The 16,057-nt window shown below is 53.1% G+C and carries 14 protein-coding genes and 1 pseudogene; 8 read left to right on the top strand and 7 right to left on the bottom strand.

Going from position 1 to position 16,057, the window contains the following annotated elements:
- The first annotated feature begins 294 nt into the window (after nt 1-294).
- Nucleotides 295-621, top strand: a complete 327-nt coding sequence (locus NED97_RS20700; RefSeq protein ID WP_252490697.1) for a hypothetical protein — start codon at nt 295-297, stop codon at nt 619-621.
- Between the two features lie 412 nt (nt 622-1,033).
- On the opposite strand, the gene NED97_RS20695 is transcribed toward NED97_RS20700, so the two are convergent.
- The 3 genes from NED97_RS20695 to NED97_RS20685 all read right to left on the bottom strand — a co-directional run bounded on the left by NED97_RS20695 (nt 1,034) and on the right by NED97_RS20685 (nt 5,744).
- Nucleotides 1,034-2,365 (bottom strand): sulfatase-like hydrolase/transferase, encoded by a 1,332-nt coding sequence (locus NED97_RS20695; RefSeq protein ID WP_252490696.1) that lies wholly within the window; start codon nt 2,363-2,365, stop codon nt 1,034-1,036.
- Nucleotides 2,366-2,589: 224 nt separating this feature from the next.
- Nucleotides 2,590-3,705 (bottom strand): tyrosine-type recombinase/integrase, encoded by a 1,116-nt coding sequence (locus NED97_RS20690; protein ID WP_252490695.1) that lies wholly within the window; start codon nt 3,703-3,705, stop codon nt 2,590-2,592.
- Nucleotides 3,706-4,070: 365 nt separating this feature from the next.
- Entirely contained in the window at nt 4,071-5,744 is a 1,674-nt protein-coding gene (locus NED97_RS20685; RefSeq protein ID WP_252490694.1) for a transposase, read from the bottom strand.
- Between the two features lie 131 nt (nt 5,745-5,875).
- On the opposite strand from NED97_RS20685, the gene NED97_RS20680 reads away from it, so the two are divergent.
- Nucleotides 5,876-6,097 (top strand): hypothetical protein, encoded by a 222-nt coding sequence (locus NED97_RS20680; RefSeq protein WP_252490693.1) that lies wholly within the window; start codon nt 5,876-5,878, stop codon nt 6,095-6,097.
- 329 nt (nt 6,098-6,426) lie between these two features.
- Here NED97_RS20680 and NED97_RS20675 read toward each other — a convergent pair whose 3' ends face one another.
- Both NED97_RS20675 and NED97_RS20670 read right to left on the bottom strand, forming a co-directional pair.
- Nucleotides 6,427-6,576: a hypothetical protein gene (locus NED97_RS20675; RefSeq protein WP_252490692.1), complete on the bottom strand. Its 150-nt coding sequence runs from the start codon at nt 6,574-6,576 to the stop codon at nt 6,427-6,429.
- A 93-nt stretch (nt 6,577-6,669) separates the two neighbouring features.
- On the bottom strand, nt 6,670-7,623 hold the full coding sequence (locus NED97_RS20670) for a hypothetical protein (RefSeq protein WP_252490691.1): 954 nt from the start codon (nt 7,621-7,623) through the stop codon (nt 6,670-6,672).
- A 141-nt stretch (nt 7,624-7,764) separates the two neighbouring features.
- Between NED97_RS20670 and NED97_RS20665 the strand changes: the two genes are divergently transcribed.
- From NED97_RS20665 to NED97_RS20655, 3 genes are all read left to right on the top strand, one after another.
- Nucleotides 7,765-8,916, top strand: a complete 1,152-nt coding sequence (locus NED97_RS20665; RefSeq protein ID WP_252490690.1) for an RNA ligase family protein — start codon at nt 7,765-7,767, stop codon at nt 8,914-8,916.
- Between the two features lie 15 nt (nt 8,917-8,931).
- Complete coding sequence (locus tag NED97_RS20660; RefSeq protein WP_252490689.1) at nt 8,932-9,213, top strand: hypothetical protein; 282 nt, start codon at nt 8,932-8,934, stop codon at nt 9,211-9,213.
- 192 nt (nt 9,214-9,405) lie between these two features.
- Entirely contained in the window at nt 9,406-10,500 is a 1,095-nt protein-coding gene (locus NED97_RS20655; protein ID WP_252490688.1) for a hypothetical protein, read from the top strand.
- 119 nt (nt 10,501-10,619) lie between these two features.
- Here NED97_RS20655 and NED97_RS20650 read toward each other — a convergent pair whose 3' ends face one another.
- The gene (locus tag NED97_RS20650; protein WP_252490687.1) at nt 10,620-11,153 is read right to left on the bottom strand and encodes a hypothetical protein; all 534 of its coding nucleotides are present in this window, start codon (nt 11,151-11,153) and stop codon (nt 10,620-10,622) included.
- 936 nt (nt 11,154-12,089) lie between these two features.
- On the opposite strand from NED97_RS20650, the gene NED97_RS20645 reads away from it, so the two are divergent.
- Entirely contained in the window at nt 12,090-13,364 is a 1,275-nt protein-coding gene (locus tag NED97_RS20645) for an IS4 family transposase (protein ID WP_252490948.1), read from the top strand.
- A gap of 31 nt (nt 13,365-13,395) precedes the next feature.
- Here NED97_RS20645 and NED97_RS20640 read toward each other — a convergent pair whose 3' ends face one another.
- Nucleotides 13,396-14,148: a hypothetical protein gene (locus tag NED97_RS20640; RefSeq protein WP_252490686.1), complete on the bottom strand. Its 753-nt coding sequence runs from the start codon at nt 14,146-14,148 to the stop codon at nt 13,396-13,398.
- A gap of 448 nt (nt 14,149-14,596) precedes the next feature.
- Between NED97_RS20640 and NED97_RS23170 the strand changes: the two genes are divergently transcribed.
- Nucleotides 14,597-14,731 (top strand): hypothetical protein, encoded by a 135-nt coding sequence (locus NED97_RS23170; RefSeq protein WP_256493425.1) that lies wholly within the window; start codon nt 14,597-14,599, stop codon nt 14,729-14,731.
- Between the two features lie 246 nt (nt 14,732-14,977).
- Nucleotides 14,978-15,722, top strand: a pseudogene (locus NED97_RS20635) (IS6 family transposase).
- Nucleotides 15,723-16,057: the final 335 nt, after the last annotated feature.

The following is a 16,057-nucleotide window of genomic DNA, read 5'->3' as shown; positions in this document are numbered from 1 at the left end:
CAGACGCTGACAAACGAACTCCACGAGCTTCGCACGCGAATCGAGATCCTTGAGACCGAAAACCAGAACCTCAAACGCTAGGTCGAAACACAATCCGAACGGATCGCCGACCTCGAGGAGCGCATCGACAAGAACGACCAGATCCGAAAGGACCTCACAAAGAACGCCACCCAAGCAAAATCGGAAGCGGAACAGGCGAGGGAGATCGCCCGCTCTGCGAGCGCGAAAGCCTGCCAGGTCGAAGCCACCCTCGAAGAGGATACAACGAGAAACGGGTGTGAGGGGACGCCACAGTTGCCCGGCGACGTCGAGTCTTCCACGAGTCCGCTTGACTTCTTCGCGAACTGCCGTCAGTACAAGGTCAAGAAACGCTTTGTCGATGAGCGGAGCGAGCAGAACACCTACCGCGCGTTGCTTGTCGCCAAACGCGGGGAGGAGTTCGCGACCAAACGCACTACTGGCGACGGCGTCTTCTTCACCCGCGATGACGTGCGGGCGGCGTTGACCGCGATTATGGGCGAACAACCTCATGAGACGACCATCACACGAGTCTGGGAGTCAATGAAAAGGCTTGGTGGCGCCGACCTCGAAGAACGAACGCGCCAGGAGAGTCCGAAGTAATCCGCGAAGCAGATCTTGTCGATGGACCTCGAGACGGCGACCGGCCTACTCGAGGATCGGTACTGCCATTTGGATATCCTTGAGGAAGGTTCAGCGAGTGCTGGCGGTGTCACACCCGTTGTGACCCAGTCAACCGTCAGAACCGCGTGAGAACGACGAGAAAGACACCAACAAGATAGAAACACGGACATAAAGGGGCTTAGTCATCGACTCTCCGGTCGACGTCGCTGTCTATACTAGTGACACCTCTGAGAAGAACCCACCCCATTCAGAAGTAGTAGCAGTATGAGTAACGCAGGTTCGGCGGTTGGGCTTGTGGTGTCTCTCACAACGGGTGTGACTATACCTACACTGTAGAACGCAGGCTCCGTCTAAATGAAAACGTCACAACGCGTTTTGTCTGGACAGAGCTTCAAAAATAGCCGAGCTCCTCTAATCTCGCTTGGACTTCCTCTGAAACGTCTACAGTTGATTGCTGAGTGGCAGCTGGTCTTCCGATCGATTCCGTTATCTCCTGTAATTGTGTCTGTGCTTCTTCCGGTGTTGACGATCCATACTCTTTCCATCCTTCAAGCGTTTCGTACCCGTAGTAGTCATTCGGCCCAGCCAACCCTCGTAGTGGCCGGTCATACAGATTAACCAATTTGGAAGGATACTCCTTGTACATTCTTTCTAGACGAGTCGATCGGAGACCTTCATATTCGACAAGATATGATCGGTCATCAATCTCATCAAGTAAATTTTGGCCGCGAGAACCGTCGCTCAAGTCTAAAAGATCAAGGAGTGTTTGATGGATATCGAGGATGCTTACTGCCTTCTGACAATTTCCAGACATCCCGTTTCCGGAAATGACTAGTGGGATGTGCGTTAATTCGGGGTAAACACCATGCAGATGGCGCCAGCTACCGTGTTCGCCAAAGAGTTCCCCGTGATCGCTAAGCGTGATTACGTACTCGAATCGCTCTGTTAGTTCCGCGAAGATACGCTGATACTGATCAGCAAGGTAGTGGACCGAGCTGTCATATGCGTCGCGAACCGTCTGTCCGTCCGGTTCGCTGGTAGTCAACGTAGCAGCTACCTCATCGTATAATGCATTTGTCTCACGATACGGTACCGGGGGTGAATACGGGGCGTGGGCCTCCATCAAGTTTACAAAGAGAAAATCTGCATCGCGATACTGATTCTGCCGAAGAGATGCTAAGAACGTTGCTGCACCATCATCCTGGAGTGCACTTCCAAGAAGTGGTCCAGTCGACCAGTTTCCAAAACGCTTTCTCAGACCAGCCTTGATCGAGGGAAGGATCCGATAGTGGCCAGCAGGGGTCCCCTTCAGCAATGTTCTGTATTTTGCTATTCCAGAGCACCCGTTGTGAAGAAGCTCTCGCCATCCAGTGATCCCCTTACTGTTGACATTTATGCGCCATGTTCCCTCGAACGAGTCGAATCCACGATCAAACTCAAAAACTGGTGAGACTATGAGATTCGCACTGAACGCATGGGTCGTAAACCCAGCATCAGACAGAAGTTCAGCAAGAGCGGGTTCAGAGCAATCAAGTCCTTCAGACTTCGCATTCACACCAACCTCGCTCGCGTATTTGCCAGTGAACAGGGAGGCATGGGCGGGCATCGTCCATTTTGCAGTTGACCACGCTTGCTCGAAGCGGTAGCCGGGAAGCCAAGAAAAGTATTGCTCAAATGCGTCCTTTCGTAGTGTGTCAAGCACAACGAGTGCGACGCGGGTCATTGATTACTGCTATCTATTGTGTTGACCAAGAAGGGTAGCCCAATAGACCATGAGATACTCATAACTGTCAAATATGAGATTGATGAGAATACGCTCTATTCGACAGGTCCAGCGCTTATTGGACGTACCGGCCGCTGAAGCGCCGTTTTACACCAGAGTCTCTTAACTAGACAGTGCCGTTGAATTAGTAGGGTCAATAACGGTGAACTAGTAAACCGAGCAGATCACTCGTTCTCGAAGACCTCAGCCGTCTCTTCGGCCAACTCACTGGCTTCGATATGCGCGTACATCTGTGATGTTGTCCGCGGGTCGGCGTGCCGGAGCACTCGTTGTGCTGCCGCCGCGCCGTGCTCGCGATAGACAGCTTCACCGACGCCACGCCTCGCGCCGTGCGGTTTCAGGTAATCGCCGTCGACGTCGATCTCGGCGTCGTCGCACAGCCGTTTCAGGACGGACCGGCCGCCGTTCGTCGAGAGTGACGGCGGGACCACGCCGTGTTTCCGCTGTAACTCCAAGGGTTCACCCTCCGAGGGATCTGCGTCGTCTGGAAGGTTACTGTACAGCGAGGGCGCGTGACTCGTCACGAAGACCGGCCACTCCGGCGACGCCGGCTCGAGGGCTTGCTCGAGGCGTTCGATCGGGCTGTGAGCAAGCGGTGGGAGTTGGACTTCCTCGCGCTGCTGGTTCTTTCCGAGGACGTGTAGCTGGTTGTTCTCGAGGTCGACGTCCTTCCATCGAAGCCCGTTCCGTCGGTCGTCGCGTGGATCGCTCAGAACTTCGCCGCCACGAACCCCGGAGTATGCGAGGACGTACACGAGCGCGCGATCGCGAAGTTCCTCGAGGGCGTCGAAGCCTTTCTCGTCGACGGCCTCGTGAGCTCGACGGTCGGCGTACCGAACCAGTGCCGTCCGATCTTCGGGCGACCAGAACTGTTGGTCGCCGCTCTTTTTCTTCGGCCTCGGCGGCAGCTCGTCGAGTGCGATTCCTTTCTGTGCCGGATTCTCTTCAAGGTAGTCCCATCGGACACAGTAGGAGAGAAACGCCGAGACGTAGTCGTAGTACGTCCAGGCCGTCGCCGCAGAGATCCCGCCGTTAGCTTCGCGGCTCTTGCTAGCGTCAACGCGACGAGAGAGGTACTGCGCGTAGTTGGCCATGCTCCGTTTGCCGACTCGATCGACTGTTTCGACGCCGCGATCTTCGAGGTACTGTCGCCACTGAGTAAGCACCCGCTCGAGTGCGTCGCGGTAGTTCCCTGATTTGTTGCCAGACTCGAGAAAGTCGCCAATGGCCGTTTTGAGGGTGCTTCCCCCGGTATTAGCCCCGGAATCAGTGTGTTCCATCTGGTTGGATCACCGTACAGTGTGGACCCTCATAAATTCACAGTACATTACTGGACTAACGCACAGTAGAGTGTTAGTTCGATAATTCCGGTGTTTTCGGTGGTCTCGGGTAGTCTACCCTTCTAATCTGTGTTCTATAAATTTCATGTCGCTATACAGAATACGGCCGTCTGGAAGTTGAGACTACAGCGGGTTTAGCGGGCCTGTGATGCGGATATTTGATCGAATCAGTAAGATGGAACTGGTTCAGATCAGCTCTCAAGCATCAATTTTCGTTGGCCCAGGAACTATTTCGACGATATTCCGAGACTGGGACCAGCGTTGCCACTCGAAAACACGGCGTTTGACCGGACTGAGTGGGCGTTCTACCCGATTCCTGTCTCTTTCCTCAGCAACGTCAGCGTGTTATCGGCTGTTACAATTGGCGAATGCTCATACTCACCGGTCAGTTCGACCTGCACGAGCAGGTCGACGGCCCGCCAGATCGAGTACAGGAGGCACGCGAACGCGAAATAGAAGAACCGCAGCCCGAAATCTTTTGACGTTGTCGCGGCCATGAACCGCTTAATGGATTTGTAGCCACTCTCAATCTCCCACCGATACCCGTACTCAGTGATGAACCCGCTACGATTCGACATGAACACCGAATACTGGCGATAATCATCGTGTTCGGAGTTCTCTTTCCGACGGTAGATGAGCGTTGTCTCGTGCCACTCGTTGTTGCCTAGATGGAGTTTGCGGTCGGTTGTGTATCGATCCTGACCGCGTTTGAGAAGGCGCTTGGCCTGGGCTTTCTCGCTGGTCTGCATTCGCTTCGGAACGACGTACGAGAGTCCACGCTGGCTGATCATCTCCAGTATATGCTGACTATCGAATTCTCGGTCCATTAGCACGTTATCGACATGGACCATTTCCTGGGTTGAATTCAGGAGATCCTCAACGATTTCCTTTCGCGTCTCGCCTCGCCGGACCGGGCGAGCATCCAGCACGATTGGAACGGCGTTTCCGACCAGCTGCACCGTTGCCCACTGGTGGGCGTACTCGTCGGTAGCTTCTTTCGTCCCGATGATCTCATTTTTGTGGCCTGTCCTGTCTCCTGTGAACGGCGTATCTTCAGTGATGTCGATAGCGACGATCCCAGCCGGAAAGAACTTCTCTGTCTCCGCAGTCTCGTCCAAAAGTCTCCCTACTGCTTGCCGGTACATTGCTCGAATCTCCGGAATTGAGAGCTCCCGAAGGTGCTCGCGATGGGCGTGACCTAACGGCGTCCGGTCACGGGTTGATTCGTAGATGAAGCTGCGAGCCCCCTCGTTGGCAGCGAGACTCTCTCGAAGTCCGAGGTAGGTCTGTAAGTCCCAGTAGGCATTCTCGTGGATTTCACAGCCCTCTCCTCGGTCAAGCGAAAAGGCAGGGTAGACGATGCGACTAATGTGATTTGTGATCTGTTCCGCCTGTTCCAGCACTGTCTGGGTATCTAGATCCGGTTCTTCAGTGTCGTTATCTCGACGAGGAAATTTTCGATCTGGATCCCGCGGGACTGGGACACCAGCGTTCTGAGCTTTGATAAGGATCGTTCGTGCAACACTCTCGATTGTCTCACGAAGATCTGCGGTGAGTCGGTTGTGCCAGCTGCGCCACAGCGTCGACTGGTTCGGAATCGGCTTCAGACCCAATCGCTCGCAGAGATCTGGGCGGCGATCAAGGTACTCAACGAGTGCCGTCTCGTGGTCCCACCCGTGGAGTTCCTTCAGGACGAACATCCGAAAGAGCGTGTCCATCTCATACTGTGCCGAGCCCGTATAACAGTCGTGAGGATCGAAGCAAAAGTATGCCAATGGGAGTGAGCAAACGAGCTGATCGACCGAGTTGTGCTCGTCATGGGTGAACCACGGTTTCGAAACGACGCGAACATCTTCTTTCAATCCTCCAAGAGAGGTTCGATCGTACAGCGGTGTCGAGTCATATGCTGGCCACTCAACGTATGACCGTTGTGCGATCCGTCGAAAGATTGCGCGTCGAGACTCATACGTCGAAGTCACTACGAGATGCTGGCCACGACACGGTCAAGAATCCGTCTAACAGATCAGTGCAGATGAGGAACATATCGCTATTGTCTCGTTCTGCGGGTTCTCTGCGAAACGCTTTCCGAGGGCTGCCTCGTAATACAGATATGTCTACGACTGTTTCAACACCCGATCTAGACGAGAAATGTGCATACTGTGAGTCGCGTATTTTCTCTCACGACCCAATCTGTGTTCGTGACTGTACTGATGATTGTGGATCGCCAGCATACTTTTGTAACTATGCATGTCTCTCGGCGTATATCGACGACAACAGCCTTATGATGGACAATGCGTGTGATTGGACACCCGACGATGACGATTGTTGCTAATCGGTAATTGCGTTAGGTTCGCACTCTCCATGTATCGGCTATTCCAGTGAGAACCTCCTGAAACGAAGTGACGGAAGAAGTGCTACCTCATATGCATTGAGCGCAGCGGTCTCAACTCCTGCGGCCGTACCTATCCGAGAAACGCGATTTCTAACCGTAGGTAGACCAGTCTTTTCCAATAGACACTAATTGCAAGAAAGCCACTCGAAAACGAGCCTGTCGAAAGTGACGGTTACAAGAGTAGTTAAAGGGTAACAAACGAAAAAGAGAGTGCGACGAACACAGTCGGTACTAGCCGGTCAGCGGGCGTCGGGGAGGAACAGCGGGCGTTAGTCGATCGGACGAAGGAAGTTCGCCACGATCACGGCGAAGGTCTTCGCCTTCAGCTGGGGTTTGGATTCGTACTTGATCCCCTTCCGCTCCTTGATCGTCCGATCGACGAGCATCCAGCAGTTGAACAGAAGGGACGCGTACAGCATGTAGAAGAGCCGAACGCCTGGGTGTCCGGATTTCGTGAACGCGAGGAAGTCCTTGACCTTCTGGAAGCCGTTCTCGATGACCCAGCGATTACCCTAGCCGCGATCGAGCCGGGCTCTCCGTTTGGCTTCCTCGCTCTCGCACATCTCTGGGTCTGGCCCTTGGAGAATCGTTCTGACGTTGGTGGCGTTGATGTCCAGCCGATTCGTACAGAACGCGACGCGGTCTTTAACAGGATCTTCGACTACGTCAACTCCGCGTTTCGGGAGGGCCACCAGGCTGGTCTCGCCCCATCCGTGATCCTGGTTGTGTTGTTTGAATCCCGTGATGATAGTGGCGTCCTTGTCGTTCTCGCCCATCCTCGTGACGAAGTCACCGTGCCCGGGCTCTTCCTTCAGCGCGGCCTTCTCGACGCGGTCCTTCTCCGAGATGTTCATCACGTACGGCATGTTGATGGTGTCCTCGGTACGGAACTGGTTCCCGTAGTGGAAGGTCTGGAAGACCGGGACCTGCGCGTACGCGGCGTCCATGTAGACGTCCGAGATCGGGACGAGTTCCTGGGCCCGATCGACGAACTCGCGGACGTGATCCTCGAGCCGTCCTTTCCCTTCCAGCGGCTTCATGCCGATGAACATTGGACAGATCGGGTGTGCGATGCACGCGGCTGCGAACTCCCACGCGTAGAGGAACTCGTCGCCCGACTTCGTCCCGCGGACGTAGCGGACGACCGCAGGGATCGATTCGGCAGCCTCGCGTTTTTCTGGATCGGAGAAGTTCGCGTTGCGGATGTCGTCTGCGTCTTCCCCGACCAGGCACTCGAGCCCCCACTTCTCGATCGCTGCGTACGTCTCCCGGCGTTTCGACTTGCTCCACTTGTGGTGTTCGGGGTCGGCGATCGACTTGAAGGTGACCCGTTTCCCGAACGCATCGCTTTCGACGGTCGTCGTGTCGATTGCGAGCGGGACTGCTTTGTTCGTAGAGGCCCTAGTTGCGGGCCGCGCCGATCTGGCTCTCGACGGCCTTGTCGAACATCTCGATTTGTTCGGCAAACGAGAGCGCCTTGATATGGTCGTGGAATAATCTCCGTCTCTCGAATAGGTACTAACACACTCTCTGGTGCACGCACTCTTCACAGAGAACCAGGTTAGCGGTGTGTCCCCGCTGTACCCAGGGCACATTCGGGTCAATATATGACGAACAAACAACGCAAGTACTTCCGCCAGGCCGTCTTCAGTGAAACGAACAACACCTGTCTCGTCCCGTGGTGCGACAGCGAAGCCGACGACGCCCACCAAATCATCGAAAGACCACTGTGGACCGACGGCGGCTACATCCCTCCGAACGGCGCCGCAGTCTGCAACAACCACCACCAGTACGCAGAAACGAACGATATTCCGCCGCAGGCGTTCTGGCTCTGGAAAGCCATCCTGAAAAGCGACATCTGCCCCAGCGAGTTCAGCGACTGGGACCAATTGAGTATCAATCACTCGCTGCCAGAGCAGATCGGCTCAAAGGACGTCAACAAGTGGGGAGACGCCTTTGACACCCCGCCGTGGAAAGAACATCGCGATCGGATCAAATATCCCTCGAGTCGGCATCTGCTGCCTCTGTACTGGTACGACGACGAGAGCGTTGCTCAAGAGCGCATCGAACATGACGATACTGGTCTTGAAAGCATTGAGGACTTCATTGGGATTCCGTTGGTCGTGACAGAGAAAACCGGTGGGTCGAACTGTATGGTGGTGAACGATGTGAATAACCCTGTGAGGGCTCGTAACGGGAAACAACCGTTGGAGACGATGAAGCCGTTGTACGGCGATGGCGGTCTCTACTGGGAGCAACAGGTGAATCAGAAGCTCCCAGATCGGTTCCAAGTGTTCGGAGAGTGGCTCCACGCAAAACATAGCATTCACTACGGATGTGACTGCGAATCGCCGTGTGAAGACGTCGGGCCGAGCCTGTCAGAATTGACTGGCGTTGACGACGAACGAGCCTACTTCCAGGTGTTCGGCGTCTACGACAAACAGATGTATATGTGGCTGTCGTGGCCGATGACACAGAAAGTGGCTGATGATGTGCTTGGCTTCCCGACTTCACCTGTGATCTATTGTGAGGACAGTGCTGACCAAGCGACGTTCGAGACAAAGGCTGAGGCTCGCCGCGAGCTGATCAAGTACGCCCGAGATGTGATCGACAACGGTGGTGAGGGGATCGTGGTTCGGACGAAATTCCCGATCCATTACGGTCAATTCGGGAATCGGCTTGGAAAATATGTGAGAGAAAACCACGTCAAGACCGATGAGCACTGGAGCCATCAAGAAGTAATTGAGAATAACGTCTAAAGAGAACAGCGAGATATGGACCGGTTTGTTGCGCTATCAGAAGGAAATCCTGGAGCTGCGACTGTTCTGGGAGCGATCGTGAAACAGCGGCCCGGTGAGGTGGAGCAAGTGATCGAGACGCTCGAGGAATTGAATATGGGTGGTCCGAGAATTTGGCTCGGCTATAAGGATTACTGTGAGCAGGATCTTAATCAGTTCGTTGAGTGTGTCTTGGAGGGCGATGACGAGATGTTTGAGCTTGTGAATGAACGGTCAGCGCCTGATGCACTAGAAGTAGGTTTGTGGCAAGAGCGGTGAATATTGGAGTACTCGGACGCGTGGGCGCGGTTTTTACTTGATCTGAGCAAGGTGTCTTGTCTGCTGATTCGAAACTAATTGGTAGAATATATCCCCGTACTATATTGTATCGAATAGTAATAGCTTTGCCGCGACTTTCATCTTTTATAGTATATCATAACAACCAATACTTTCACATTCCATTGGTAGTTTATGGAGGAAATCACCTCTACTAACAGAAGGGACGTATTAAAATCGCTATCAGTGACCGGTGCTGCTTTGACAGGGATATCTCCTGTCGCAGCCGGATCGGATGAGTTTACTGCCATTGAAACAGCCCATATTAATGGTGGTGAGAATATTTTCGACGAAGTTCCTATCGATTGGTTAAATCTGGTGAAGGAGGCGCAAAACGCCATAGAATCTCTTACGGATGACTATGGTGGCGCTGATTTTGTCGATTCAGTGTTCAGACATTCGTCGGAGGAAAGTATTCACGGCTTCAGAACCCCAAAAATTGGAGTCAGTGTTCATGATATAGCCTCCGACAAGGTAGACACGCTACCAGAGAAAGTAAACGGCTATAAGGTCCACGTTGAACCTGCTAAAGAACTTCATTTGGATGCTCATAATGAGGACAGCTTCTGTGAGGGTGGAGAAAGTTCTTCTGACACTCCACAGGGGGGATCGCGTGTTGTCACGGGTCATAGTAATAGGTTGTCCGCTCTCGGTCGAGTTGTCTATGGGGGTGAAGAATGTTGGGCAACTTCCACACACGGGTTTGAGTATCCAAGTGAGGGTGAACTCTGGTATGGTTACGATGATAGTGATCCTGATATGTATGTGGGGAGGGTACAAGAGTATTTATCAGAAGACGGATATGATATCGCGGTCGTTAGCGTTGAATCATATGGGATTGATGATGTTAGCTGTTCTATCCATGACACAACTAGAGATGTTTCTGGATATGTAACTGAAGGCGGTATTGAATATATGACCGATTATGATGAGACAGCGTATCACTATGGTGCAAAAACATGCCACACTGAAGGTCAGGTAGAAGGGTATAGAAGCAGAAATGGGGTGAGAGATGTTGAATTAACCACAGATGCTGCTGGTGGTGATTCTGGTGGGCCACATTATCGTAGAGTAAGGACCTCTACGTCTCCATATCAGGCAGCAGTTATTATCGGCATCCACAAATGGCATTCTGAAATCTGTGATTCTTTCACCTGCTACCATGAGCGTTCATATGCTCCTGCTGCCCACGACATCCAAGACAACCTCGATCTACAGTTTGGCTGTTAGATGGTCAATCTTTAGCTTTCAAAATATAAACCTCGTATCTGCAATAACACCGCTTTGGTGTAAACGGTCACAGGTGCGGTGACCCGTGGAACTCTCACTCGACCCGTTTAGATCTTCATTCAACCAGTAAGGTGGTTGAACTCAATATCTTCGGGTTTTTGGTCTTCATATTCAACAATAAGTCCGAAGGACATCATATCTATTACGTCATTAGGCGACTCTGGCTTATCAGTAGAACAAACATATATTTCTGGATTTTTGGGATTCTCACCTTCTATCCCAAGCATGTGGTGAATGCCCCAGTTTCCACGCAATGGGTTTTCTATAATCACTACGAATTCTTTATCAAAATCAACATCCTGAATGTTGTCTGAAATATCTTCTCTTTCCTTATATTGCTTTACTTCTTTTGGTTTAGTGAGAAGAACTACTTTATTTTCTTCTTCTTCAGGATATATCGGAGTGAAATCGAACTCTTCATAATTTAGTGGCGTTTCTATTTCTGGATCAGGACACCCATCATCGGCGTTATCCTTTGAACTGGAGTTACTGTTTTCGGATTTGTCTTGATTAGAAGAGAGAGCACCAAGACAACCTGCGATAGCAGCGGAACCACTAGTGGCAACCGTTGCAAGGACCGAACGTCGTTTCATATGTCTCCATTCTATCCCGTTTCCCATATGTTTTTTCACTATTCTTTTATTTGACTCAATCCCAGGCGAAAACTCGACTTCCGGGCCAGTGATGATACGTCTACTAATAGAAAGCGCGTATTTGTCACAAGAGCACCCTACGATAAGCCATCAAATATAAATATTATTAGATATTGGGGAATATGATGAAAATCACGCGCCGAAACTGGCTGAAGCAGAGTTCATCAATTGGGATCGTGAGACAAATACCATCACACGTGGATCACGCTTCGAGGAGATTCAGCCCCTCATCATATTGATGCAGGAGCATCAAGATGAGCTACCTGATGGCTGGCCATAATCATCTCCTTGATCAGTAAACAGCTCTATTATCAGCTATTTCCGTGAGAACTTCCTAAAACGAAGTGGCGAGATACGAGCTAATTCCATATGCATTGAGCGCAGGAGTCTCAACTTCTGGCGTCACCGGAAAGGTGAGAATCGCAACTGAGATCTACAACGGTGATACCGGCCGAGAATTAGCGATAAACAATAGATATTACGGATCTAAGGAGTGAACAAGTTCATTGATTTCTCCGTCATGAGAAGCCGACCTCACACATTCGTGACAAAGAAACACTGCAATTGTAGCATTACTTTGATATCTCATCGTCATGCGTTTAGCTCCGACTTCTCCACATCGTTTGCACGCCGTATGGATTCTATAGCATGCACCCCGTTAACACAATTGGGGAGCAAGTGGAAGTTTAGCGGACACGGGTACCGAACAAACAGGGTCGACCGGACATGGGAGCACACAGCGAGTGACCAATACGACTGGGCATTCGTCTTTAGCTAAGTGAGAAACCACGTGACAGCGGCGGCTTATCGAGGCTTCTATTCGAGAGGAATGAGGAAGCCGAGTCTGTGCACGACAACGGCTCCTCATCGAAGATCATGCGTCGGCTCACTCCTCTCTTTCCCTCCGAGTTCCTCGAAGAGCACGCCGAGGAACTCGGCGTGGTCGAACGCGACCGGAAGCTCCAGATTCCTGCCTTCGTCTGGGCATTCGTGTTCGGCTTCGCCGCAGGCGAAAGCCGAACACTCGCTGGCTTCAGGCGCAGCGACAACTCCACCGCCGACGAGACGATCTCGCCCGGCGGCTTCTATCAACGGTTGACGCCGTCACTCGCCGAGTGCCTCCGCGACCTCGTCGAGATCGTGCTCGACGAGGTCGCTGTTCCCGACGCTGTTAACGCTGACATCGACCGGCTCAGGGATGTGATGATCGCCGGTGGAACGGTGTTGCGGTTGCACGAATTTCTCTCCGAAGAGTACCAAGCCCGCCACGAGGAGCAGGCTGGAGCTTCGCTCCACCTGCTCCACAATGCCACCGATCAGACGATAGAACGGCTCGACGTGGCAGACGAGAAAGCGCACGACAGCACGTTGTTCAACACTGAATCGTGGCTCGACGGACGGCTTGTATTGCTCGACTTGGCGTACTTCGAGTACCGCCGCTTCGCGTTGATCGATGAGAACGACGGCTACTTCGTGAGTCGGCTGAAAGAGAGCGCGAATCCGGTGATAACCGAGGAGTTACGGGAATGGTGCGGCCGCGCCATTCCCTTGGAGGGCAAGCGGATCCACGATGTCGTGGAGGAACTCGACCGCAAGTACATCGATGTCGAGGTCGAAATGGAATTCAAGCGAGGGCCGTACAACGGAACACGGTCACTGGATACGAATCGATTCCGCGTCGTCGGCGTCCTCGGTGCGGGCGCCGACGACTATCACCTGTACATCACGAATCTGCCGAGAGACGAGTTCCTGCCGGCGGATCTAGCGACGCTGTATCGATGTCGGTGGGAAGTAGAGTTGCTGTTCCGTGAGCTGAAGATGCAGTACGAACTGGACGAATTCGACACGAGCAAGAAGCACGTCGTTGAAATTCTGCTGTATGCGGCGTTGCTCTCACTGTTGGTAAGTCGTGATCTGCTCGATCTAGTGACTGAGCAAGCGGACGATGACCTCGTGTTTCCGCCGGAACGCTGGGCGGCGACCTTCCGGTCGCACGCCCAGCTCATCCTCCACGAACTTGGCGAGTACCTCGGCTACTCACCACCACCGCTGTTGGAACGGTTGATCGAAGACGCACAGAAGATTCACCAGCAACGACCAGTGTTACAGGAGACGCTCGTTACCGCTACACAACTGAGGGCTGAGGCTTAGCTAAAGACGGATGCCGATCCCACATAGATCCCTATTCGGCCGCAGCCTCTTCGGCGCTCGTCGGGACGCCCTCGGGAACCGAGCGGTCCGGATCATCGTCGACATCGTCGGTTCGTCGCTCACCGCGAGTCCTCCTGCTGGAGGCGCTGGATTCGAAGCCGAGACTCGTCCCAGTGTACTCACCGTCGCCCAAGCCGTAGTCGGGCTCGTCGTTGTATGCAACATAATCACGGATTGAGTCGTCGGAGCCGACACAGCGGAAGGGGGCGATACCGTTGTTCTTGGCGTAGCATTTCTCGAACGTAACCGAGCCACTACTCGCAGTGGTGGACCAGTCGAAACCGTTGTTCGGCCATCCCAGGACATTGCAGTACCGGAAGGTGACATCACTGCCGGCCTCGTCGTGATAGGAGACCGCGGCGGATCCGTGGTCGCTCCCCTCCGCGGCGCCATCGCCGAGATAGACGTTCTCGACGAGCACCTCTCCATCGGGCGCCGAAATTGGGATTGGGAAGTCGACACCGCGGTACAGGCCTTTGAACCCGACGTTTCGGATTGCCGAACCGCCGCCGTCTACCACAAGCGCGATCGAGTCGTCCGTCGTGATATCGATGAGCGTATTCTCGAACGACTCCCCCTGACCGATCCGGATCGTCTGTCCGCTTGCCCTGATGACCTCGTGGTCCGAAGCCGCTACGGTCCCCATCGCGGTCAGGCCGATCTTAGTCACGCCAGCTGCAGTCGTACTCATCCTGGCGGCGGCACCTGCAATGATCGATCGCACGTACGACCGGCGCGTTACTCCCGCATCGGGCTTGGTTGTCGACGACTCAGTGCGGTCGGGAGGGCTGGATTGCTGCGCCATGCATTCGGCCAGCGAGAGACACCACCTGTAGTCTTTTTCATAGTTATAGTAGCACTTTCAGACATACGGTCGTTAGACACACAATCACCCGGAATATTATCATATACTGTGCAGTAATATTAACTGTTCCACGAGCGAAATTCGCGACCAACTAGCCCGCTCCCGCTGCAAACTTATCCGTTCGACTCGCTATTCCTGGTTTGACGTTCGCCAAAAAAGAAAGTGTGCGAGTAGAGTTACTCTCAGACGATAGCAGGTGGATAACGCTTCACGAACTTTTATCGGGGATCGTGTGACTTTCAGTGCCGAAAATCGAACTTCCAACCGATACCCGTGGGAGACAGGCGGCAGGGTCCGACAGTCGGTTGTGAGCGGCGAACAGTTCGTCAACCCAGAAGAAACACACGGGGAGACTGCGACGCTGATGGCCGTCGTCGCAGAGCGCGAGCGCCTCGAGTCGATAATCGCCGGGACAGGCGGTTTGATTTCGCCATCGATGTAGAAGGTGAGATAATAGGTGGGTTGAACGAGCGATTCAGTAGGCAGAAATAGAGTCTGTTGCCGTTGTATTCGGGCCCAGTTTTGCGATCGCCGACGACAAGGTCGCGATCTTCGCGACCGCTGACGAGGTCTCTGCTTAGTGAGCCGACGAGACGAAAACTGATTCTTTTCTAAGCGATTCTGGCTACGGCACTGTCTAGTTGAGCCAGTTTGAGAAGTGAGCAGATCGTTGAGTTGATTTGGATTAATGCTCACAGACCTGCTCAGCGAGCGCTACGACGCGGATTTAGAAGAATCTTGGGAGAACGAGCGGACGGTGACGCCCGTCAGGGCTTTCGCCGTCCGCCTCCATCAGACCGGGTATTCGCTTCGAGAGACAACAACGATTCTCACTGAATTAGGCGTTAAACGTTCTCATGGAGCGGTCTGGAACTGGGTACATCGGCTGGCTAACAGCGAACGCGACCCGCCGATGTCCACGAGAGCGAAGCTCTCGTGTGGCTAATCAGAGCGCGAAGCATTCTGAGGACGGCGTCGCCGTCGCGGGTCGCTGTCGACGAGACCGCTGTCAAGATTAACGGTGACTGGTCTTGGGTGTACGCTGCAATAGGCATCGAGACGAAGTTGATTCTTGACGTCGCGTTATTTGGTCAGCACGATACTGATCCGGCGGCTGCATTTCTGCATGGACTCCGCGAAAAACACGATCTCACGAACGCTGAGTTTCTCGTTGATCAATTCGGCTATCGGACTGCCCTTGCCCGATTAGGATTAAACGGTCGAGTGAACTCTACTGACCGAAACCTCATTGAAAAGTAGTTTCACACCCTCAACATACGCATCGACCGTTTCCGTAACTCGTGGGTCGCAGTCGGTCAAGCACACGCGAATGGATTGAACAGTTTGTGCATTACTACAACCGCCGGAGACCGCATCAATCGCTCGACGGAAATACGCCGGCCGAGGAGGTTCAGAACTATAGTGACAACTGAAATGATTTACACACCGATCGCACAGCTGTCGTGCGATCGGGTGTGCATTGACTTTCAGTGGCTACTATAGCCAGTGCCGGCTTTCTCTATCTGTCCCTGCCGTTCGAATATCGTTTTAGTGGAAACAGCTGTTCTGTCGAGTATACACGTTCATCACCAAGTTTGTTTCAGTGAGTCAACGTGGAGCGGTACGTACAGATACTATCCACTAATAACGGAATATACTCTGATAATTGTACGGTGGAAAAGTATGAGCGCGTATCTACCGCGAACCAGGTACATCCGGGAAATACGGACGCGAATCTCTCTCATCGCGTCACAGTACTATTATAAGT

This window comes from Natronococcus sp. CG52 (assembly GCF_023913515.1).
In the GTDB taxonomy this organism is placed as follows: Archaea; Halobacteriota; Halobacteria; order Halobacteriales; family Natrialbaceae; genus Natronococcus; species Natronococcus zhouii.
This window is presented reverse-complemented; position numbering and strand designations above follow the sequence as displayed.

What these genes read in the sequence shown, in the direction of transcription:
- NED97_RS20660 (WP_252490689.1), top strand. Translation starts at nt 8,932, where the DNA reads ATGGACCGGTTTGTTGCGCTATCAGAAGGAAATCCTGGAGCTGCGACT.
- NED97_RS20690 (WP_252490695.1), bottom strand. Translation starts at nt 3,705, where the DNA reads ATGGAACACACTGATTCCGGGGCTAATACCGGGGGAAGCACCCTCAAA.
- NED97_RS20645 (WP_252490948.1), top strand. Translation starts at nt 12,090, where the DNA reads ATGCGTCGGCTCACTCCTCTCTTTCCCTCCGAGTTCCTCGAAGAGCAC.
- NED97_RS20695 (WP_252490696.1), bottom strand. Translation starts at nt 2,365, where the DNA reads ATGACCCGCGTCGCACTCGTTGTGCTTGACACACTACGAAAGGACGCA.
- NED97_RS20680 (WP_252490693.1), top strand. Translation starts at nt 5,876, where the DNA reads ATGTCTACGACTGTTTCAACACCCGATCTAGACGAGAAATGTGCATAC.
- NED97_RS20655 (WP_252490688.1), top strand. Translation starts at nt 9,406, where the DNA reads ATGGAGGAAATCACCTCTACTAACAGAAGGGACGTATTAAAATCGCTA.
- NED97_RS20675 (WP_252490692.1), bottom strand. Translation starts at nt 6,576, where the DNA reads ATGCTGTACGCGTCCCTTCTGTTCAACTGCTGGATGCTCGTCGATCGG.
- NED97_RS20665 (WP_252490690.1), top strand. Translation starts at nt 7,765, where the DNA reads ATGACGAACAAACAACGCAAGTACTTCCGCCAGGCCGTCTTCAGTGAA.
- NED97_RS20650 (WP_252490687.1), bottom strand. Translation starts at nt 11,153, where the DNA reads ATGAAACGACGTTCGGTCCTTGCAACGGTTGCCACTAGTGGTTCCGCT.